Below are 19,672 nucleotides of genomic sequence, written 5' to 3' on the forward strand. Positions count from 1 at the left end.
GCTACAGCTTCTCGACGGTCGCGGTGAGGACGTAGCCGACGCCGCGCTCGGTGACGATCAGGCGGGGCGCGCTCGGATCCGCTTCCAGCTTGCGGCGCAGCCGCAGGATCTGGACGTCGATGCTGCGGTCGAACACGTCCTCGTGGACGCGCGTGGCCTGGAGGAGCTGCTCGCGGCTCAGCGGGCGCTGGGGCGCGTCGAGGAAGGCCACCAGCAGCGCGTACTCGCCCTTGCTGAGCGCGACCTCCGCACCGTCGGGATTGGTGAGGCGCCGGCGGCGCCGGTCCAGCACCCAGCCGGCGAAGCGGCTGCGATGGGACTCCTGAACCCGCGCCGGGGCGGGCGCCACCTCGGCCCGCCGCAGGATGACCCGCACCCGCGCGAGCAGCTCGCGCAGGCCGTAGGGCTTCACGAGATAGTCGTCGGCGCCGAGTTCGAGGCCGATCACCCGGTCGATCTCGTCCCGGCGATGGCCGGTGGTGATGATCACCGGCAGGTCGCTCCGGGCGCGCAGGTCGCGCAGCAGGTCGAGCCCGTTCTCCGAGCCCAGCCGCAGGTCCAGCACGACGAGGTCGAATTCGGCCTCCGCGAGCCGCTTCTCCGCCTCCGCCCGGTCGGTCGCCGCGGTCACGGCGACGTCGTGATCGGCGAAGTGGTCCGAGACGATGCGCTGCATGCCGGCGTCGTCCTCGACGAGGAGGATGCGGGTCGCGCCGGCGCGCGCGCTCCGACCCTGAACCCGGTCCAGACTGGATTCGACCATGGCCACCTCCGGTTCGCGGCGGCCCGCCGCGACGGCACGATCTCGACGCGCCGGCTCCCGGGGCGGGAGGAGCGTCCGGTCGGGCGGATATCGCCGACCGGAAGACCTTCGCGTCCGTCGCCGGTCCGCCCCGGCGGCCTATCTGGGCGCGTCCGGTCATCGGGCCTTACACGGCCGAGTTGATATCACGCCCCCTAAAAGATTGCGCCCTTCGCATTGTGCGTGACAGCACAGCGCGAGCATTCGAACGGTCCCGTACCGTATCGGACCAACGAAAATCGGACCTGTTACCGTTGTAACGGAAAACATCTTGCCCAGACACGGGGATGTAACTCGCGAAAATCACGATCACGCTCTCGCAATAGAGAGGTGATCATGCCTGACGCCGCGATCCTGGAAATCCGCCCGCGCCGTCGGCGACACTTCGGCAAGTCCGGGCCCGACTTCCGGAATGCGCCGGCTGACCTTGCCGGGCCGCCGCGACGCCCGCCGCGGGAGCGCGACGGGCCGATCTCGTCTCCGGTCGCCGCGTCGCAACCGGCGCGCGGCGGCCTCGGACGACGGCTGCTCGACGCGCTGGTGGTCAGCTTCGCGTTCGGCGGGTGCATCCACAGTATCCACCCGGATTACGTCGACTTCCTGCGCGATATCAGCAGCACGAATCGGCACGCGCTCTGATCTCTCCGCTGTCGACAGAGCAACCTCATCCAGATCGATCCAGCCAGGTCCGCCTCGTCGCGGCCTCACCGCGCCTGCGCCGCGGGACGTGCCCCCGAGCAGGGCGGGCATGACGCCCGCCCGCGATCATCTTGGGACATCCAGATCATGTCGCTCAACGTCCTCTGCATCTCGTGGGGCACCACGGGCAACCTCAGCCCTGTCCTCACGGCGGCCCGGCAGCTGCGCCGCGCGGGGCACCGCCCGCGCGTCATGGCCGACCCGGCGATGTGCGGGGAGGTCGAGGCCGCGGCCTTCCCGTTCGTCGGGTGGCGCCGGGCCCCGACCGGCCTCGATGCCGATCCGGCCGACTTCTCGGATCTCGCCGACTGGCTGCGCCGGACGATGTTCGCCCCGGCGGGCGCCTACGCGGCCGACACGCTCGACGAGATCCGCCGCCTCGCGACCGACGCGGTCCTGAGCCTCGACCTCCTGCCCGGCTGCGCCCTGGCGGCCGAGGCGGCCGACCTGCCGCACGCGGTCCTGTCGCCGCATATCAGCATCCGCCCGCTCCCCGGCATCCCGCCCGCCGCGAGCGGCCTGACGCCGCCGCGGACCGAGGCGGAGCGGGACGCGGTGGACGCGGCGACGGCCGCGATCGTGTCGGCGATGGAGCAGGGTCGGCCGGCGCTCAACGCCGCGCGGCGCGCCTTCGGGCTGCCGCCGGTCGCCAGCGCCTTCGCGCATTTCGATCGCGCCGACCGCGTCCTGCTGGCCGTCAGCCGCGCCTTCGACTTCGACACGCAGGCGCTGCCCGCCAACTATCGCTACATCGGCCCGCTGCTCGACGAGCCGGGCTGGTCCCGCGGCGCGCTGACCGCGTGGCCCGGGGCGCGGCGGCCGCGGATCCTCGTCGCCGGCAGCACCGGCGCCCAGAACCAGACCGCCCTGCTGCGGCGGGTCGCGCGCGCCGTCGGGACGGTCGAGGCCGAGACCGTCGTGACCACCGGCCCGAATGTCGGGGCCGCGGACCTGGACGCTCCCGCCGCCGTCCGGGTCGTGGCGGCCGCCTCCCACGACGCCCTGATGGCGCGGGCCGATCTGGTGGTGTGCCAGGGCGGTCACGGCACGGTCAGCCGGGCGCTGCTGCACGGCGTGCCGCTGCTGGTGATCCCCCTGGCCCGCGACCAGGCCGACAACGCCGCCCGCGTCGCCCTGCGCGGCGCGGGCCTGCGCCTTCCGGCCGGCGCGGACGAGGCCGAGATCGCCGCGGCGGCGCGCCGGCTCCTGGCGGAGCCGGGCTTCCGCAGGGCCGCCGAGGCCCTCGGGGCAGCCGTGCGGGCGGATCTCGACGCGGGCGGCCTCGTCCGCGAGATCGACGCGATGGTGGCGGCGCGCCGGGATCCCGGGGCCTGGGGTGTCGCTCGAGGCGGAGACCGGCTTTGGGCCTGACCCGCGCCGCCCCGGCGCATCCCCCCATCCGCCCCGGCTCGGCCGCCTTCTCGGCGCTGCTCGGGCTGCTGGCGGCGCTCCCCACCTTCGGGATCGACATGATCCTGCCGAGCCTGTCGGACACGGCGGCCGCGCTGCATGTCCCGGCCACCGCGATGGGCGCGGCTATGGGCGTCTACCTGCTCGGCTTCGGCGGCGCGCTGCTGGTCTACGGTCCGGTCTCGGACCGGCTGGGCCGCAAGCCGGCCATCGTCTGCGGCTGCCTCCTCCTCGTCGTCGGCAGCCTCGGCTGCGGCGCGGCGCGGACGCTGCCGGACTTCCTGCTGTTCCGGGCCGTGCAGGGGATCGGCGCGGCGGGCCCGGGCATGGCGGTCCTCGCGATGGTGCGCGACCTGTTCGAGGGCGAGGCGGCGCGCGCCCGGATGTCGTTCGTCGTCCTCACCATCAACGTGGTGCCGACGGTGGCCCCGACCCTCGGCGCCGGGCTGATGCATCTCGGCGGCTGGCGCCTGATCCACGCCGCGCCGGTCGCCGCCGCCCTGGCGGCCCTGGTGGCGATCCGGCACGTCGACGAGCCCCTGCGGCGCGCCGCGGATCCCGGGCCGGCCTCCGGGATCCTGCGCGGCTACGGGCGGATCCTGGCGAGCCGGGTCTTCCTCGGCCACGCCCTGTGCAACGCCGCGGCGGCGGGGGCGGTCTTCGCCTACATCACCGGCTCGGCGCTGGTCTTCGTCGACGCCCTCGGCCTCGACCCGCTGGCCTACGGGCTGGTCTTCGGGGCGAGCTCCCTGTCGGTGATGGCGGGCGCCTTCCTGAACGGGCGGCTCGCGGCCCGGGGCGTCCCCCCGTCGCGGGTGATCGCCGCCGGCCTCGCCCTGGCGACGGGCGCGGCGGCCGCGCTCCTCGTCGCCGCGCTGGCCCGGCCGCCCGCGGCCCTGCCGGTGGTCGCCGCGATGGTCGGCGTGGCCCTGGCCTTCGGCCTCGTATCGCCCAACGCCATGCACGGCGCGACGGAGCGCAACCCGGAGGACGCGGGCGCGGCCAGCGCCGTCGCGGTCTTCCTGCAGATGCTCGCGGCGGCCATCGCCAGCGATCTCGTGGCCCGGTTCTTCGACGGCCGGTCCGCCCTGTCGATGGCCGCCGCGATGCTCGGCTGCTGCCTCGCGGCCGCCGCCGCCCAAGCGGGTCTCGCCCGATCGGCACCCCGCGCCCCCTCCCAGCCCCACGGAGAACCCGCATGATCTTCGACCCGCCCCCCTGGCCGCCCCACTACCTGACCCGCGAGGACGGCCGGCTCGCCCATATCGAGGCCGGGCCGCTCACCCCCGAGGGGCAGCCGCTGCTGCTGATCAACGGCTGGACCGGCGATCACGGCATCTTCACGCCGCAGATCCGGCACTTCGCGAAGACGCGCCGCGTCGTGGCGGTCGACCTGCGCGGCCACGGCGCGAGCGACGCGCCGGAGCGGGCCTACACGGTCGCGGGCTTCGCCGAGGACGTCGCGTGGCAGTGCCGGACGCTGGGCCTCGTGAAGCCGATCGTCATCGGCCACAGCTTCGGCGGCGCGGTGGCCCTGGAGCTGTGCGGCCGCCACCCCGACCTCGCCGCCGGCCTCGTCATGATCGACTCGATCGTCCTGCCGTCGGCGGACAGGGCGGGCGCCGGCGCGATCGAGGGGCTGCTGGCGGGCGTCGGCGGCCCGGATTACCGGTCCGTCGTCCGGGAGATGGCCTGGGCGATCGGCGGCGACTACGACCACCCGGCCAGGCGGAAGGCGATCTTCGAGACGTTCATCCTCGGCGGCTGCCAGCGGACGCCGCAGCACGTCGCCTACGCGGCGCTGCGCGACATGGTGCTGGGTCACGACCCCGTCCCGGCCGCGCGCGCCTGCCGCATCCCGATGGCCTACATCTCGGCGGACGTGCCGCTGGTGGCAGCGGCCCGCGACCTCGACCGGCTGCGGGAGCTCTGCCCGCAGCTCGTGACCGCCCAGACGCTGCTGGCGGGCCACTTCAACACGATCGAGGTGGCCGAGCAGGTCAACGCGATGATCGAGCGCTTCCTGGCGGTCGGCCTGAGGCGGCGCGGGCCGTAGCGGGACGCCGCGGGACCGTCGCCGGACGGGCGGGACCGCACCCGACGCGGGTGCGGTCCCGCGCCCCGTCGCGCGGGGCGCGTCAGGACGCCCGGCCCGCCTCCGTCCGGTCGCCCAGGAGGCGCCGCGCCGACGAGATGACCTGGAGCGTCTGGGAGCTCAGCTGCTCCTCGCGCGCCCGCAGCGCGTAGTGTCTCAGACGGACGATGAGCTGGTCCTCGTCCGGGACCCCGTGGTCCATACCGCCCATCACGAAGTCGGTGATCGTCCGTCGGAGCAGCGTCTCGAAGACGTCGTCCGTATTCGCCCGCCCTGCAACCATGAGGACTTCTCCTTCTGCGAAGCGGCGCCTTTTTCGGAGCGTTAAGTTACGGCATGATTTCGGAACATCTCACACACCAAACCCGCGGCGCCCGGCGTGCTCTTCCGCACAAGGCGGGCGCGGGGGCGCCCGGCCCGCCGGAACGCCGAATGTTATGGCTGTAATCATCGGCCAAGCTCCCGCAATCATCCTGTAGCTCGGGCTTCCGAGAGTTCTCGCGCAACACAGCAGCGAGAATTTCCGGATGAATGCGACCGAAGATCTGACCCGACAGGCCGGGCCGCCCGGCTCCCCGGCCGATGTCCCGACGCTGACGGTGGCGGAGCTCGAGGCCGACCCGCACGGCGTGTTCCGGGCGTGGCGGCCCAGGCTGCCCTTCGTCGGCCACGAGATCGCGGGCGTCCTGATCCTCCGCGCCCGCGACGTCGATCTGCTGATGCGCGACCCCCGCGCCCAGGCGACGGAGACGCTCTATCCGGAATCGCGCGCGATCCCCGAGGGCGCGCTGTTCGACATCTTCGCGCACGGCATGCTCACCGCCAACGGCGCGGTCCACCGCCGGCGCCGCTCGCCCTTCACCCGCACCTTCGCGGCCCGCCTGATCGAAGGCCTGCGCCCCCGGATCCGCGTCGCCGCGGAGGGCCTCGTCCGCGACTGGCTGGGGGACGGAGAGGTCGACCTCGTCGCGCGCTACACCGCCCAGGTCCCCGCCCAGGCCATCGCCGACATCCTCGGCCTGCCGCGCGACGACATTCCCCGGTTCACGCACCTCGCCTACGAGGTCTCGCGGGTCCTGAGCTTCACCTTCGGACCGGAGGACATCCCGGACCTCGAGGCGGCGGCGGTCGCGCTGCAGGACTACGTGGCCGCGATCCTCGCCGCGCGCCGGTCGGCGCCCCGCGACGATTTCCTGTCGCGCTTCCTCGCGGAGGCCGAGGCGGCCGGCGAGCTCACGCCGCAGGAGGTGGTGATCCAGCTCGTGCAGATGATCATCGGCGGCACCGACACGACCCGGGTCGCCGGCGCCATGCAGGTGGCGCTGCTGCTGCAGCATCCCGAGCAGTGGGCGGCGGTCAGCCGCGATCCCGAGCTGATCCCGGCCGCGGTGGCGGAATCCCTCCGCTACGAGCCGAGCGCCGGGTCCGCCGGACGCGTCGCCCGGGAGGACATCCCCCTCGACGGGCACGTCGTGCCGGCCGGGAGCCTGATGCTGCTCTCGACGCTGTCGGCGATGCGGGACGAGACGGTCTACGCGCGTCCCGACACCTTCGACATCCGGCGCACCGACCTCCCGCGCCTCCACCCGGTCTTCGGCGGTGGCGCGCACCGGTGCATCGGCGAGGCCCTGGCACGGATCGAGCTGGAGGAGGGGCTGGGCGCCGTGCTGCGCCTCGCCCCGCGCCTGCGCCTGACCGGTGCGATGCCGGTCCTCCGGGGCCACAGCGGCATCCGCCGCATCGACGCGCTGCGGGTCGCCGCCTAGCGCCCGCGCCGCCTCCCGCGCGCCCGTTGCAGCCGTAGCCACTTCGGCTCCGCGCCGCAGCCACGCCGTAACGGGCCGCCCCCAGCCTCGCTCCCGGACGCCCCGACGATCGTGCCGCGATCGCGCGGCGCCCTCACGTCCCACACGGAAAGGACATGCGATGAAGGTCCTCCTCTGCTCGACGCCCGCCACGGGCCATCTCAATCCCCTCCTCGCGATCGCCCACATGCTGACCGCCGACGGTCACGAGGTCATGGTCCTCTCGGGCTCGGCCTTCCGCGACCGCGTCGTGGCGGCCGGCGCCCGCTTCATGGCCCTGCCGGGCGCGGCCGATTTCGACGGCCGCGACCTCCGCGCCGTCGTGCCCGAGCTGGCCCAGATCGCGCCGGGGCCGGACTGGCTGCGCGTCGCCATGGAGCGCATCTTTGTCGACCGCATCCCCGACCAGGCGCGCGGCCTGCGCGCGGCGCTGCGGGCCTTCCCGGCCTCGGTGGTGATCGGCGACGACATGTTCTTCGGCGTGCTGCCATCGCTCCTGGGGCCCCGCGCGGAGCGCCCCGCCATCGTCCTGTGCGGCACCTCGATCCTGCACTGCGCGCGGCCCGACCGGGCTCCGGCCTTCCTGGGCCTCCCGCCGGCCGAGACGCCCGAGCAGGAGGCCGCCTACGGCCGCATCGCCGAGGCCTACGACGCGGCGGTCGACCGGCCGGTCGGGCTGAGCCTCGCCGCCAAGCTGGCGGAACTCGGGCGCGCCGCCCCGCCCTGGCCGCTGTTCGACGCGGTGGTGCGGCTCGCCGACACCTACCTGCAGCTCACCGTCCCGAGCTTCGAGTACCCTTTCCCGCTGCCGCCGACGGTGCGCTTCATCGGGGCGCTGCCGATCGTCCCGGGGCAGGCGGCGCTCCCGCCCTGGGCGGCCGATCTCGACGGCGCGCGCAAGGTCGTGCTGGTCACGCAGGGCACGGTCGCGAACCACGATTTCGGCCTGCTCGTCGGCCCCGCCCTCCGGGCCCTCGCCGATGAGCCCGACATCCTGACCGTGGTGACGGGCGGCGGCCGGGGGCTCGACGCCATCCCGGGCCCGATCCCCGCCAACGCGCGGCTCTCGCCCTACCTGCCCTTCGAGTGGCTGCTGCCACGGGTCGACGCCATGGTGACCAACGGCGGCTACGGGAGCGTGAACCAGGCCCTGAGCCACGGGATCCCCCTCGTCGCCGCCGGCCTCACCGAGGACAAGGCCGACGTCAACGCCCGCATCGCGTGGTCGGGTGCCGGGATCGACCTCGCCGCGAACGACCCGGCGCCGGAGGCGATCCGGCAGGCGGTGCGGACCGTGCTCGACGCGCCCGGCCATCGCCGGGAGGCGCGGCGCCTCGCCGCCGAGTTCGCCACCTACGACGCGAAGGCCGAGATCCTGCGGCTCCTGTCGAGCCACGGCGGCCGCGCGCGCAGCGCCGCCTGACCGGTCCCGCTCCCGACCCGAGGGCCGTCCCGGCGCGGACGACCCTCTCATCCGCGCCCATCACGGCACCCGGTCCGGCGGACCGGGTGCCGTTCGCGTCTCGGGGCGACGCGTCCGATCTCCGGTCGCGATCGTCCCGGCAACGATCCTGAGCACACCCGTCGATCGCGCCACATTTCTGCTGTCATTGTTTTCCGATCCGCCGAAATCGCGGTGAAAGATCGGGTTTTTACTTTGTCTCCTCCACCACGAGGAGCACCAGATCATGAAATCTCACCGCACACGCTCCGCCGCGGCCCCCGCGATCGGGACGCTGCTGATGGTCCTGGCGGCCCCGACCGAGGCGCGGGCGCAGCCGGTCCCGCGCTTCGCGCAGCCCGACGTTCAGCGCCTCGCGGCGATCATCCATGCACGCCCGTTCCGGACGGATCTGGACCTCCGCTCCCCCGCCGTGGCGCGCGAGCACGCGCGCGCCCAGCGCATCATCGGCCGCGTCTGCACGGGCTGCTGATGCCCGCGATGGCGCTCCGGCAGCCCCGCGCGGACAGAGCGGACGCCTGTCCCGGCCGCGCGGGGGGTGCCGGGCGACGGGCGGGGACCGCCCCGATCCGCCGACGCCTCGCCGTCGCGGCGGCGGAGCACGGCCGGCTCCTCGCCGCGGCGCCCCTGCCGCTGCTCCTGGCGCTCGCGGCCACGACGACGCCGGAGCCGGTCACCCTCGGGCTCGGCGGCCTCGCCCTGGCGTGGCTCTCGCTGCGGGTGCAGCGCCTGCGCGGAGCCGCGCGCGCCGCGACGCGCCAGCGGAACAACCTCGCGCGCCTGACCGCGCCGACGGTCGCCCGATGGGTCGCCGAGACGGATCGCGCCGCCCGGCGCCCCGGCTGGGAGCAGGAGGCGACGGTGCTCTTCGCCGACATCCGCGGTTTCACCCGCCTCTGCGAGGGCATGGCGCCCGGCGAGGTCGCGGATTTCCTCGCCGCGTTCCGGTCCTGCGCCGCGCGCGCGATCGAGGCGGCGGGCGGGCTCGTCGACAAGTTCGTCGGCGACGAGGTGATGGCGGTGTTCGGCGTGCCGGACGCGGCGGCCGGGGACGCCGAGCGCGCCATCGCGGCGGCGCGCGCGCTCGCGGCCGCGATGGCGGCCTGGAGCCGGGAGCGCGGGGAGGCCGGCCAGCCGCCGGTGCGGCTCGGCATCGGACTGCATCGCGGCCCGGTCTTCATCGGCGTCATCGGGGCGGAGCGCATCGAGTTCACGGCGGTCGGCGACACCGTCAACGTGGCCCGTCGCCTGGAACAGATGACCCGCGCGCTGCCCTGCGACTGCCTCGCCTCGGAGGCGGTGGTGCGGGCCGCGCCGTCCGGCGGGGCGCGGCTGATCGCCGTCGGGCCGGTGCGCGGCGCCCGCACCGTCCTGCGCCTGTTCACCCTCCGGCTCGACCCGCCGCGGACGCGTGCGGACCGAACCGGCGCGTCCTGAAGACCCGGCGGGGCAGGGGGCGGCGACCGCGTCCCGCCGCCCTTCCGGATGCCGCCCTCACGCGCGGGGTCCCTCGGCGAGATCGTCGAGGTCGACGCGCCGGGTGATCCCCAGCGCGTCCAGGAAGGCCGCGTCGTGGCTGACGACGAGGAGCGCGCCGTCATAGGCCGCCAACCCGGCCTCGAGGGCCGCGACCGCGTCCAGGTCGAGGTGGTTGGTCGGCTCGTCGAGGAGCAGGAGGGGCGGGGGCGCGCGGTTGCCGAGCGCGCAGGCGAGGGCGGTCCGGACCTGCTCGCCGCCGCTCAGCGCCGCGACGGGGCGGTCGGCGGCGGCCGACCGGAACTGGAATCGCGCCAGGGCCGCCCGGCACCCGTTCGCGTCCTCCCCCGGGTTGAGACGCGCGAAGTTCTCGGCGACGGTCCGGTCGCGGTCGAGCAGGTCGAGGCGCTGGTCGAGCAGCGCGGCGCGCACGCCGACCGACACGCGGCCCGACCACGGGCTGAGGCGGCCGGCGACCACGGCGAGCAGGGTCGACTTCCCCGACCCGTTCCGCCCGCAGAGGGCGACGCGCTCCGGACCCGTGACCGCGAGGGACACGGCCCTCAGGACCGGTTGTCCCGGCCGGTAGCCGACCGTCACATCGGTGAGCGCGAGGACGCGCCGGTCGGCGTGGAGCCCGCTCGGCGGGACCGCGATCGCGGCCGGCTTCACCGACGCGATCCGGTCCCGGGCCTCGATCAGTTCGGCCTCGGCGCCGGCGCGCTGGCGCTCGGTGAGGCGCGCGCTCCCGCCCGCCGTCCGCTCGGCGTTGTCCCGGCGGGCCCCGGCCAGGATGCGGGGCAAGTCGCCCTTCGCGGAGCGGCGATGCCCGGCCGCGTCGCGGCGCTGCTGGCGCTCGACCCGCTCCTGTGCCCGGCGGGCGAGGTCCGCCGCCCGCTTCTCGGCGACCGCGAGGTCGTGCTCGGCCGCGGCGAGGCGCGTCGCCTTGGCCTGCCGGAAGGCCTCGAAATTGCCCCGGTAGCGGGTCGCCCCCGCCGGCGCGAGGTCCACGATGGCGTCCATCGCGTCCAGCAGGGCCCGGTCGTGGCTGACCACGACCGCGCCGGCGCGCCAGCCCTGCAGCACCTCGCGGACCGCCCGCCGCCCGTCGCGATCGAGATCGTTGGTCGGCTCGTCGAGGAGCAGGAAATCCGGCGCGGCGAAGATCGCCGCGGCGAGCGCCGCGCGGGCGCGCTGCCCGCCGGAGAGGCGCCGCAGCGGCGTGTCGGGGCTCACCGGCACGCCCGTCCGCGCCAGCGCTCCCGTCAGGCGCTCCGCGAGCGTCCAGTCGGCGAGGGCGAGCTCGTCGGCCTCCGCCGCACCGGTCTCCGCGCGGCGGAGCAGCGCCAGGCCCGCGGTCGCGCCGAACAGGTCGGCGACGGTCTCGTCCGCGGTCGGGCCCGCGAACTGGCGCAGCAGCGCGACCGTGCCGTCGCGGTGGACGGTGCCGCTCGTCGGCGCGAGGCGGCCCGCGAGGAGGCTCAGGAGCGTGCTCTTGCCGGCGCCGTTGCGGCCGACGATGCCGGTCCGCTCCCGCGCGAAGCTGGCGGTGATGCCGGAGAGGACCGGGCGCTCGTCAGGCGCGGTCCACGCGACGTTCAGGAGGGCGAGCTGTGCTGGCATGCGGAGAGACGGTCCTGGCGGCAAGGCGGGGCGGCGTTGCAGTCAGGGTCAGTCTCATCGGCGTCTCGGCTCCGGCGGGGCGCCTCGGTAGCGCCGGCCGCGCCCTCCCGCAATGCCGCCGTCGCTTTTTTCGCCGGGATGTCACAAACCGGGACGCTGCATCGTCTCGTCGCCGACCGGGAGGCCGGAGCGGCAGGGTGCCGCTCGGCCCGGTCCGCGCCGGAGACGGGAAACATGAAGATCGTGGTGATCGGCGGCAGCGGGTTGATCGGCCGGCATCTGACGGCCGAGCTGGAGCGCGCGGGCCACGAGGCCGTCCCCGCCTCTCCGAGCACGGGCGTCGACGCCGTGACCGGCGACGGCCTCGCCGAGGTCCTCGTCGGCGCCGACGCCGTGGTCGACGTCGCGAACGCGCCCTCCTTCGAGGACGCGGCGGTGCTCGACTTCTTCGAGCGCTCGAGCCGCAACCTCCTCGCCGCCGGCCGGCAGGCGGGCCTCAAGCACCACGTCGCCCTCTCGATCGTCGGCACGGATCGCCTGGACGGCAACGGGTACTTCCGGGCGAAGGTCGCGCAGGAGCGGCGGATCGCGGCCTCGGGCCTCCCCTACACCATCGTCCGCGCGACGCAGTTCTTCGAGTTCATCGCCACGATCGCCGAGGCCTTCGCGGTGGGGGATCGGATCGTCGTGCCGGACGCGGATTTCCAGCCCATCGCGGCCACGGACGTCGCCGCGGCGCTCGCCGCGGTGGCGGTCGGCGCGCCCGCCGACGGGACGATCGACGTCGCGGGGCCGGAGCGCTCGTCGTTCCGGGCGTTCGTCGCCCGGCGCATGGCGGCCGCCGGCGACGGCCGCGCGGTGACGGTTGACGGCGCGGCCCGCTACTTCGGCGCCCCGCTGGCGCGGGGCTCCCTGGTTCCCGACGACGGGGCCGCGGCCCGCCTCGGCGGCACGCGCTTCGAGACCTGGCTCGCGACGGCATGACGGGACCCGACCGTCCCCGCGGACAGGTCCGGCCGCGACGCGTCCGGGCATCCGATCCGGTCGCGCGGCCGGTGCACGGGGACGGGACCGCCACCTTCGAGGCCCACCGCCCCCGGCTCCTCCGCATCGCCTACCGCATGCTCGGCTCGCGCAGCGAGGCCGAGGACGTCGTGCAGGACGCGTGGCTGCGCTGGGTCGCGGCGGACCGGACCGGGGTCGCGGCGCCCGACCGGTTCCTCGCGCGCGTCGTGACGCGGCTCTGCCTCGACCAGATCAAGTCGGCGCGCGCGCGGCGGGAGAGCTATGTCGGCCCCTGGCTGCCGGAGCCGCTGGTCGAGGCGGCGGCGGACGGCGTGGACGAGGACGACCTCACCCTGACCCTGATGCTCGCGCTCGAGCGGCTGTCCCCCTTGGAACGCGCGGCCTTCCTGCTCCACGACGTGTTCGGCCTGCCGCTCGGCGACGTCGCGGAGACGCTCGGGCGCGCGCCGCCGGCGGTGCGCCAGCTCGCGGCGCGCGCGCGCCGGAACGTTCGGGCCGCGCGCCCGCGCTATCCCGTGACCCGCGACGAGGGCGAGCGCGTCGCCCGGGCGTTCTTCGAGGCCTCCGCGAGCGGCGATGTCGCGCGGCTGCGGACGCTGCTCGCCGACCGCGTGACGCTGTCCTCGGACGGGGGCGGCAAGGTGCTCGCCTTCGTCAATCCGATCCGGGGGCTGGAGCGCCTGCTCCGGCTCTACGCGGGCGTGCGGCGCAAGTGGGGTGACGACCGGGCGGCGCTGGTCGCGTTCGTGTGGATCGACGGGCTTCCGGGCTATGTCAGCCGCGAGCGCGGCGGCCTCCTGCAGACGACCGCCCTCGCGATCGAGAACGGCCGGATCGACGCCATCTACGTCACGCGCAATCCCGACAAGCTCCGCCACGTCGCGCGCGCCGTCGCGGCCGGGCCGACGCGCGGCGGCGCGGCCGCGACCGGAGCGGGCCCGTCTTGACGACCCGCCCCGCGGCGCGGCTTGCATGGCGCGCGGCGGGCCCTCGCGTCGCCGCAGGTGGACCGACCCACGCGGACTGATCAACCATGCCGGCGCGCCCGCTCGTCCTGTTTCCCGATCCGCGCCTGACGCGCCCGGCCGAGCCGGTCGACGCGTTCGGGCCGTCCCTGCAGGCCCTGGCCGACGACGTCCGGGACACGCTCATGGCCGAGAGCGCCATCGGCCTGACGGCCCCGCATATCGGCGTCCCCGCGCGCCTCGTGGTGGTCCGGATGTCGCCGGACGAGAGCGCCCGCATCTACGTGAACCCCGTCGTGTCCTGGGCGTCCCCCGAGACGGCAACCCACGACGAGGGCAGCGTCAGCATGCCGGGGGTGCGCGAGCGGATCGCCCGGCCCGCCCGCATCCGCCTGAGCTACCGCGACCTCGACGGGTCCGCCCGCGAGGCGGAGACGGAGGGCTTCCCGGCCGCGGTCCTCCAGCACGAGATCGACCAGCTCGACGGCGTGTTCTGGATCGCCCGCCTGTCGCGGCTGAAGCGCGAGCGGCTGCTGAAGCGGTTCGAGAAGGGCCGGCCCGCCTAGACAGGTCCGGGCCCCGCCGGCGGGAGCCGGCGCCCCGCCGCGAGCGTGCTGGCGGAGCCGGCGCAGGGAGGGCTAGGATGAGGGCGACGTCGCCAGCCCTCCGGACTTGTCTCCGCAGAACGGACCTTGCGCATGCATCCTGCCGTGGCCGCCGCCACCGCCTTCAAGGCGGTTCACGAGACCGGTCAGGTCCCGGACTACGAGCGCATCCTGCGGCAGGGCTACAGCCGCTTCCTCGCCCCGGGTGACGTCGTCGTCGATGTCGGCGCCCATACCGGGCTCCACCTCGTCGCGTTCGCCGACCTCGTCGGTCCGACCGGCAAGGTCCACGCCTTCGAGCCGATCCCGTTCCTGATGAAGGACCTGGCGCGGCGGTTCGGCCGGCGGCCCGAGGTGGAGCTGCACGACGTCGCCCTCTCCGACACCGCGGGGCGGACCGCATTCACGGTCGCCAGCGTGCCCGGCGAGAGCGGGCTCCGCGCCCGCTACTTCAGCAGTCCCGCCATCACGTCGAAGACGATCACGGTCAGGACGGCGAGGCTCGACACCGTCCTCGGTCATCTCCCCGCGGTGGCCTACATCAAGATGGACATCGAGGGCGGGGAGCTGAACGCCCTGAGCGGCGCGGCCCAGCTCCTCCGGCGATGCCGCCCGATCGTCAGCGTGGAGTACGGCTGGGCCGGCTACTCCGCCTACGGGCACGCGCAGGACTCCCTCTACCGGTTCGCCGAGAGCCACGGCTACATCTGCGCAGACATCACGGGAAACCTGATCGACGACGCGAGCACGTGGCTCGCGGTCAGCGACTGCGTGACGTGGGATTTCTTCCTCGTCCCGCAGGAGCGTCGACCGGACTGGGGCGCGATGTTCGCGCTCCGCCCGGTGCCTGGACCCGCGTGATCCGGACCCGGGCGGGACAGCGCGACCGGTCCGGATCACGCGGCGGAACAAGCGCCGCGCATGGTGCGTTGCACGCTCCCGCTTCTGCGCCGTCCGGCGTGGCCGTCCGTCCATCGTGCCCAGTCCCGAAGGTCCGTCAGGACCGCGCGCAGGGTATCTCAGACCAACCCGCGTGAAGGGTCGTGACCGTGCCGAAATCGCGGCAGCCGCTGCAATCCTCGTCCGCCGCCAGCGCGCCGCTGGTGAGCCTGCGTCGCGGATCGGGCCAGCTCTTCGAGAGCGAGCGTCGCCTCAACGCGGTCCTCGACAACGCCTCCGTGTCGATCTTCCTGATGGATGACCGCCAGCATTGCATCTACATGAACCGCGCCGCCGAGCAGCTGACCGGCTGGACGCTGCGCGACGTTGTCGCCCGCGACTGCCCGCTGCACGACATCGTCCACCACAGCTACCCGGACGGCCGGCCGTTCCCGCTGGAGGAGTGCGCGATCGACCGCGCCTTCCCGGAGAACAACCAGGAGCGGGGCGAGGAGGTGTTCGTGCACAGGGACGGGCACTTCTTCCCCGTCGCGTTCACCGCCAGCCCGATCCGCGACGACGCGACCAACATCATCGGCACGATCATCGAGGTCCGCGACATCAGCGACGAGAAGGCGGCGGCCGAGCGCCAGCGCCTGCTGATCAACGAGCTCAATCACCGGGTGAAGAACACCCTCGCCACCGTGCAGTCGATCGCCGCGCAGACCTTCCGGGGGCAGACGGACCAGACGGCGCGCGCCGTCTTCGACGCCCGGATGGCCGCCCTGTCAAACGCCCACAACGTGCTGGTCGAGGACAATTGGGAGAGCGCCAGCCTCCGCAGCGTGGTCGAGCGCGCGCTCGCCCCCCACCTTTTGGCAGAGGTCGATGCCGGCCGCTTCCGGTTACAGGGACCGGACGCGCGATTGCACCCTAAGGTAGCAGTGACGCTGGCAATGGCCTTACACGAGTTGATGACCAACGCGGCGAAGTACGGCGCCCTATCGACGCCCGAAGGCCAGGTCGCGGTGACGTGGTCCCTGCACGACCGGGATGACGGCCGGCAGCAGCTCGACCTGCTCTGGGAGGAGCGGGGCGGCCCACCGGTCGCGCCCCCGACCCGCAGGGGGTTCGGCTCACGGCTCATCGAGCGGCAATTGCCGCTGGAGTTCGACGGCAGCGCGGCGATCACCTACGCGCCCGCGGGCGTGACTTGCCAGATGCGGATCCCGCTGACCCGCCTCGGCTGGATCGGCCAGGAGACGGTCGAAGGACCGCGCGCGCCATGACGCCGCTCGCCGGACGCCGGGTGCTGCTGGTCGAGGACGAGAGCCTCGTCGCCATGCTGGCCGAGGACATGCTGCTCGACCTGGGCTGCGAGGTCGTGGTGGCGATGCGCCTCGACAGGGCCCTGGCCCATGCCCGGAGCGAGGCGTTCGATCTGGCGGTGCTGGACGTGAATCTCGGCGACGCGCGCAGCTACCCGGTCGCCGACCTGCTGCTGGCGCGCGGGACGCCGTTCCTGTTCGCCACCGGGTACGGGCAGCACGGCCTGGACGCAGCCTATCAGGCCGTTCCGGTGCTTCAGAAGCCCTATCAGGCGGCGCCGCTCGAGCATCTGCTGCTCCGCCTGCTGAGCGGCGAGGACGCGTGCCGCGCGGACCCGACCGGCCTGCCGCCGTCCTGCCGCTGTCGGGCATCCGAGCCCGCCCACGGGCAGTTCCGCGCCGATCCCATCCGCTGAGGCGGCCGGGCCGATGCGGGGACCGAAGCAACGGCACGGCGCCGACCGGCAGGGAGGGGCACTACCATGATCGATCTCAACACGGCGACGGCCGAGGAGCTGGACAGCGTTCCGGCCCTGAAGGGCCACGGCTTCGAGATCGTGCGTTACCGGGAGGAGCGCGGCCGGTTCACCAGCCTGCGGCAGCTCGACGAGGTGCCGGGCCTCAGCGGCAAGACCGACGGCATCGCCGATCAGGTCACGGTCGCGGAACACCCTTAGCGCCGGTTCCGAGCGGGCTGGGACCGAGGCGATCGCCGAGCCCGTGCCGCGAGTGGCGCGGGTCCCTTCTCCCGTACCGGAGAGGGGCATGGCGCGGCGGTCCCGACCGGGGGCGCCGTCCTTCCGAAACCTCGCGACAGGATCGGGAACGGCTGCGGCGCCGGACCCACGGGGTCGCACCGGTTCAGCACCGCCCGCGTACGCACGGATCTGCCCCTGCGGCGGATCGCGGGACCGCTGGCCCGGCGGGATGGCCGGGCGCGGCCGAACCCGGAGGATCGCGGCTGACATGCTTTCGCCGCCTGTCCGTGTGATGGGCTGCGCGAGCGGTGTGAACGCCGCGCGGGCCGACGATGCCCGCGCAAGCCCGAGCTTCGAGAAGCAACGATGAACATGCAGGTCGAGAAAGCCCAGGGCAGGCCTCTGAAAGGCATCGACCGGAACAAGGTGATCGCGCAGTCGCTGCGGCAGTTCGCGCGCCTCCCGGGCCTGCCCGACACCAAGAAGGGCGTGCGCTCCTATCAGAGCCACGTCAAAAGCGACCCCTGGCTGCCGCTCCTGTTCGTTGTCTGCTTCGTCCTCCCGACCCTGGCCGCCGGGATCTACTACGGGCTGATCGCCTCCGACCGCTACGTCACCGAGGCGCGATTCGCGATCCGGCCGACCATCGGAACCGCCGACAAGGCGACACCCGACACGGTCGGCACGAATGCCGGCGTGATCAAGGCGACCGTCGCCCAGGAAACGCTCATCGCGCAGGAGTACATCCACAGTCGGCCGATGGTCGAAGCGGTCTCCGCGGAACTCCCGATCCGCGCGTGGTTCGGTCGGGACGACATCGACATGTTCTCCCGCTTCAACCCTGAGAAGCCGGTCGAGAAGTTCCTGCGGTACTGGCGGCGCCGGGTCGATGTCGACGTCGAATCCGCGTCCGGCATCATGTCGCTGACTGTCGAGGCCTTCGATCCCGACGAGTCGCTCGCCATCACCAAGGCGGTCATGGCGGACACCGAGCGGATGCTGAACGAGCTCAGCATGCCGTCCCGGAAGGACGCCCTCGACGTGAGCACGCGCGTCCTGAAGCTCGCGGAGGAGCGGGAGGCCAAGGCCAACGCTGCCCTGAACGAGCTGCGCAACCGCGAGGGCGTGCTCGACGTCATCAAGTCGAACACCGCCACCATCAAGTCTGTCTCGGAACTGCGGGAGACGCGCACCAAGCTCGCCGTCCAGCTCGCGGTGCTCCAGCGGGACCTCGGCCCGCAATCCCGCAGCATCGTCGACCTGAAGCAGCAGATCGGTGATCTCGACGCGAACATCGCGCGGGTCCAGCAGCAGCTGGCCGGCACCGCGCCGACGGAGAAGCGGCGCCTGTCGGACGCGCTCACGCGGTTCGAGGATCTCGAGCACGAGCGCGAGAACGCCGAGAAGTATCATCGCGACGTGCAGCTGGCCTATGACCGGGCCCGCATCGTCGCCCAGCAGCAGGTCGTGGCCCTGGTGCCGATCGTGGAGCCCATCAAGGCCGGGTCCTCGACCGAGCCCCGCCGCATCCTGATGACGAGCATCATCACAGCCGCCGCCGCCGTGCTGTTCGCGGCCGCGATGTTCACCCGCCGCATGCTCATCACCTGATCCCGGGTCAAGCCGGCACACGGCCGGCACCACGAAAAAGCCCGCCGCGGCGAACCGGGCGGGCTGAGGGAGTGCTTGGGAGGAAGCGGAACCGTACGGCGGATCCCTCTGGTATGCCAGATACCGGATCGCAGGGCAGGTCTGCGAAATCGCGCGGTCTACCGAGGGAATACATTTCCTGAACGAGGCATCGGGCCGGCCAGACCGGGTGTCGAAGCTGTCGGCGACAGCGGTCTTCGGCTGCGCCCGCGCCGCTCCTAGGCAGCCGCCGCCCGGGGCCGGGTCCGCTCCTCGAGGCCGCGGATCGTCGCGGTGAACAGCCTGTCCAGGGCGTCACACGCGTCCGCCCGCTCGGCGCAGGCGGCGCTCCGGGCAGCCTCCTCGATGACGCGCAGCCGCGCCACGAGGGCGCGCGCGCCGACATTCGCGCTCATCGACTTGAGACTGTGCGCGGCCCGGGCGATGGCCGGCTGATCGGAGGCGGCGAGGGCCGCCCTGAGATGGGCGAGCGCCACCGGACCCTGGGCCCGGTACAGGTCGAGGACGCGGTCGAGGAAGGCGCCGTCCCCGAGGCCGAGCAGCCCGTCCAGGACCTCGGCGTCGAGGAGGTCGCCGGCCGCCTCGGGCGGCGCGGCGACCGGGCCGACCGATTCGGGCGTGCCGGTTCGCGCGGGGGCGTCCGCCGGCGCGCCGCGCAGCGCCGGCACCTGCGCCTGCAGCAGGTCGGCGAGCTGGCGCAGGGTGAAGGGCTTCAGGAGCGTCCCGTCCATGCCGGCCGCCGCGGCGGCGTCCACGGCCTCGCCGAGGACGTGCGCCGTGAGGGCGACGATCGGAACGCGCCCGCCGGCGGTCGCCTCGCGCTGCCGGATCCGCCGCGCGGCCGCGAAGCCGTCCAGGACCGGCATGCTGCCGTCCATCAGGATCAGGTCGAAGTGCCGCGCCGCGGCGGCCGCCACGGCCGCGGCCCCGTCCTCGACGGTCACGACGTCGGTCACGCCGCAGCGGGCCAGCGCCTCGCGGGCGACCTCGCAATTGACCGCGCTGTCGTCGGCGACGAGCACCCGCGCGGCCGGGAATTGCGGGAGCGCCTCGGCCGTGGCGGCTGTCGCGGCCGAGGGCGCGGACGCCGCGAGGGCGTCCCCGGCGGCCAGCGCCGCCAGGACGGGTTGCCACTCCGCCTGGGTCACC

Annotated in this window: 20 protein-coding genes; 16 read left to right on the top strand and 4 right to left on the bottom strand. The window is 74.0% G+C overall.

Going from position 1 to position 19,672, the window contains the following annotated elements; translation table 11 throughout:
- Nucleotide 1: 1 nt before the first annotated feature.
- A complete protein-coding gene (locus ME121_RS12760) occupies nt 2–763 on the bottom strand; it encodes a response regulator (protein ID WP_059408941.1) in 762 nt (253 codons plus the stop codon).
- Between the two features lie 375 nt (nt 764–1,138).
- Between ME121_RS12760 and ME121_RS12765 the strand changes: the two genes are divergently transcribed.
- The 4 genes from ME121_RS12765 (at nt 1,139) to ME121_RS12780 (ending at nt 4,967) form a co-directional block, all read left to right on the top strand.
- The gene (locus ME121_RS12765; protein WP_139342540.1) at nt 1,139–1,441 is read left to right on the top strand and encodes a hypothetical protein; all 303 of its coding nucleotides are present in this window, start codon (nt 1,139–1,141) and stop codon (nt 1,439–1,441) included.
- A 147-nt stretch (nt 1,442–1,588) separates the two neighbouring features.
- Nucleotides 1,589–2,872, top strand: a complete 1,284-nt coding sequence (locus ME121_RS12770) for a glycosyltransferase (RefSeq protein ID WP_059408942.1) — start codon at nt 1,589–1,591, stop codon at nt 2,870–2,872.
- Nucleotides 2,863–4,113, top strand: a complete 1,251-nt coding sequence (locus tag ME121_RS12775) for a Bcr/CflA family efflux MFS transporter (protein ID WP_059408943.1) — start codon at nt 2,863–2,865, stop codon at nt 4,111–4,113. The genes ME121_RS12770 and ME121_RS12775 overlap by 10 nt, the downstream gene beginning before the upstream one ends.
- On the top strand, nt 4,110–4,967 hold the full coding sequence (locus ME121_RS12780) for an alpha/beta fold hydrolase (RefSeq protein ID WP_059408944.1): 858 nt from the start codon (nt 4,110–4,112) through the stop codon (nt 4,965–4,967). The genes ME121_RS12775 and ME121_RS12780 overlap by 4 nt, the downstream gene beginning before the upstream one ends.
- 82 nt (nt 4,968–5,049) lie before the next feature.
- On the opposite strand, the gene ME121_RS12785 is transcribed toward ME121_RS12780, so the two are convergent.
- Nucleotides 5,050–5,289: a hypothetical protein gene (locus ME121_RS12785; protein ID WP_024830213.1), complete on the bottom strand. Its 240-nt coding sequence runs from the start codon at nt 5,287–5,289 to the stop codon at nt 5,050–5,052.
- A 244-nt stretch (nt 5,290–5,533) separates the two neighbouring features.
- On the opposite strand from ME121_RS12785, the gene ME121_RS12790 reads away from it, so the two are divergent.
- The 4 genes from ME121_RS12790 to ME121_RS12805 all read left to right on the top strand — a co-directional run bounded on the left by ME121_RS12790 (nt 5,534) and on the right by ME121_RS12805 (nt 9,710).
- The gene (locus tag ME121_RS12790; protein ID WP_059408945.1) at nt 5,534–6,772 is read left to right on the top strand and encodes a cytochrome P450; all 1,239 of its coding nucleotides are present in this window, start codon (nt 5,534–5,536) and stop codon (nt 6,770–6,772) included.
- Nucleotides 6,773–6,932: 160 nt separating this feature from the next.
- The gene (locus ME121_RS12795) at nt 6,933–8,234 is read left to right on the top strand and encodes a glycosyltransferase (protein WP_012319073.1); all 1,302 of its coding nucleotides are present in this window, start codon (nt 6,933–6,935) and stop codon (nt 8,232–8,234) included.
- A gap of 265 nt (nt 8,235–8,499) precedes the next feature.
- The gene (locus tag ME121_RS12800) at nt 8,500–8,745 is read left to right on the top strand and encodes a hypothetical protein (protein WP_024830216.1); all 246 of its coding nucleotides are present in this window, start codon (nt 8,500–8,502) and stop codon (nt 8,743–8,745) included.
- 8 nt (nt 8,746–8,753) lie between these two features.
- A complete protein-coding gene (locus ME121_RS12805; RefSeq protein ID WP_245337815.1) occupies nt 8,754–9,710 on the top strand; it encodes an adenylate/guanylate cyclase domain-containing protein in 957 nt (318 codons plus the stop codon).
- A 57-nt stretch (nt 9,711–9,767) separates the two neighbouring features.
- Here the strand turns inward: ME121_RS12805 and ME121_RS12810 are convergent, their stop codons facing one another.
- The gene (locus ME121_RS12810) at nt 9,768–11,372 is read right to left on the bottom strand and encodes an ATP-binding cassette domain-containing protein (RefSeq protein WP_059408947.1); all 1,605 of its coding nucleotides are present in this window, start codon (nt 11,370–11,372) and stop codon (nt 9,768–9,770) included.
- Nucleotides 11,373–11,606: 234 nt separating this feature from the next.
- On the opposite strand from ME121_RS12810, the gene ME121_RS12815 reads away from it, so the two are divergent.
- The 8 genes from ME121_RS12815 to ME121_RS12850 all read left to right on the top strand — a co-directional run bounded on the left by ME121_RS12815 (nt 11,607) and on the right by ME121_RS12850 (nt 18,484).
- Nucleotides 11,607–12,356 carry an SDR family oxidoreductase gene (locus ME121_RS12815; RefSeq protein ID WP_024830219.1) on the top strand — a complete coding sequence of 250 codons (750 nt, stop codon included), beginning with the start codon at nt 11,607–11,609 and terminating at the stop codon, nt 12,354–12,356.
- A gap of 71 nt (nt 12,357–12,427) precedes the next feature.
- Complete coding sequence (locus tag ME121_RS12820) at nt 12,428–13,345, top strand: sigma-70 family RNA polymerase sigma factor (RefSeq protein ID WP_043073667.1); 918 nt, start codon at nt 12,428–12,430, stop codon at nt 13,343–13,345.
- A gap of 86 nt (nt 13,346–13,431) precedes the next feature.
- The gene (locus tag ME121_RS12825) at nt 13,432–13,929 is read left to right on the top strand and encodes a peptide deformylase (RefSeq protein ID WP_029359510.1); all 498 of its coding nucleotides are present in this window, start codon (nt 13,432–13,434) and stop codon (nt 13,927–13,929) included.
- A 132-nt stretch (nt 13,930–14,061) separates the two neighbouring features.
- Nucleotides 14,062–14,829: an FkbM family methyltransferase gene (locus ME121_RS12830; RefSeq protein ID WP_012319066.1), complete on the top strand. Its 768-nt coding sequence runs from the start codon at nt 14,062–14,064 to the stop codon at nt 14,827–14,829.
- Between the two features lie 188 nt (nt 14,830–15,017).
- Complete coding sequence (locus ME121_RS12835; protein ID WP_059408950.1) at nt 15,018–16,136, top strand: sensor histidine kinase; 1,119 nt, start codon at nt 15,018–15,020, stop codon at nt 16,134–16,136.
- The gene (locus ME121_RS12840; RefSeq protein ID WP_012319064.1) at nt 16,133–16,591 is read left to right on the top strand and encodes a response regulator; all 459 of its coding nucleotides are present in this window, start codon (nt 16,133–16,135) and stop codon (nt 16,589–16,591) included. The genes ME121_RS12835 and ME121_RS12840 overlap by 4 nt, the downstream gene beginning before the upstream one ends.
- Before the next feature lie 66 nt (nt 16,592–16,657).
- On the top strand, nt 16,658–16,852 hold the full coding sequence (locus tag ME121_RS12845) for a ComEA family DNA-binding protein (RefSeq protein ID WP_012319063.1): 195 nt from the start codon (nt 16,658–16,660) through the stop codon (nt 16,850–16,852).
- Nucleotides 16,853–17,239: 387 nt separating this feature from the next.
- Nucleotides 17,240–18,484, top strand: a complete 1,245-nt coding sequence (locus ME121_RS12850) for a KpsE/RkpR family capsule polysaccharide export protein (RefSeq protein WP_024830223.1) — start codon at nt 17,240–17,242, stop codon at nt 18,482–18,484.
- A 257-nt stretch (nt 18,485–18,741) separates the two neighbouring features.
- Here ME121_RS12850 and ME121_RS12855 read toward each other — a convergent pair.
- The coding region (locus ME121_RS12855) for a response regulator (RefSeq protein WP_491892836.1) at nt 18,742–19,672 on the bottom strand (931 nt) is incomplete at its 5' end.

It is taken from the genome of Methylobacterium sp. ME121 (assembly GCF_000974725.1).
GTDB classification, from domain to species: domain Bacteria; phylum Pseudomonadota; class Alphaproteobacteria; order Rhizobiales; family Beijerinckiaceae; genus Methylobacterium; species Methylobacterium radiotolerans.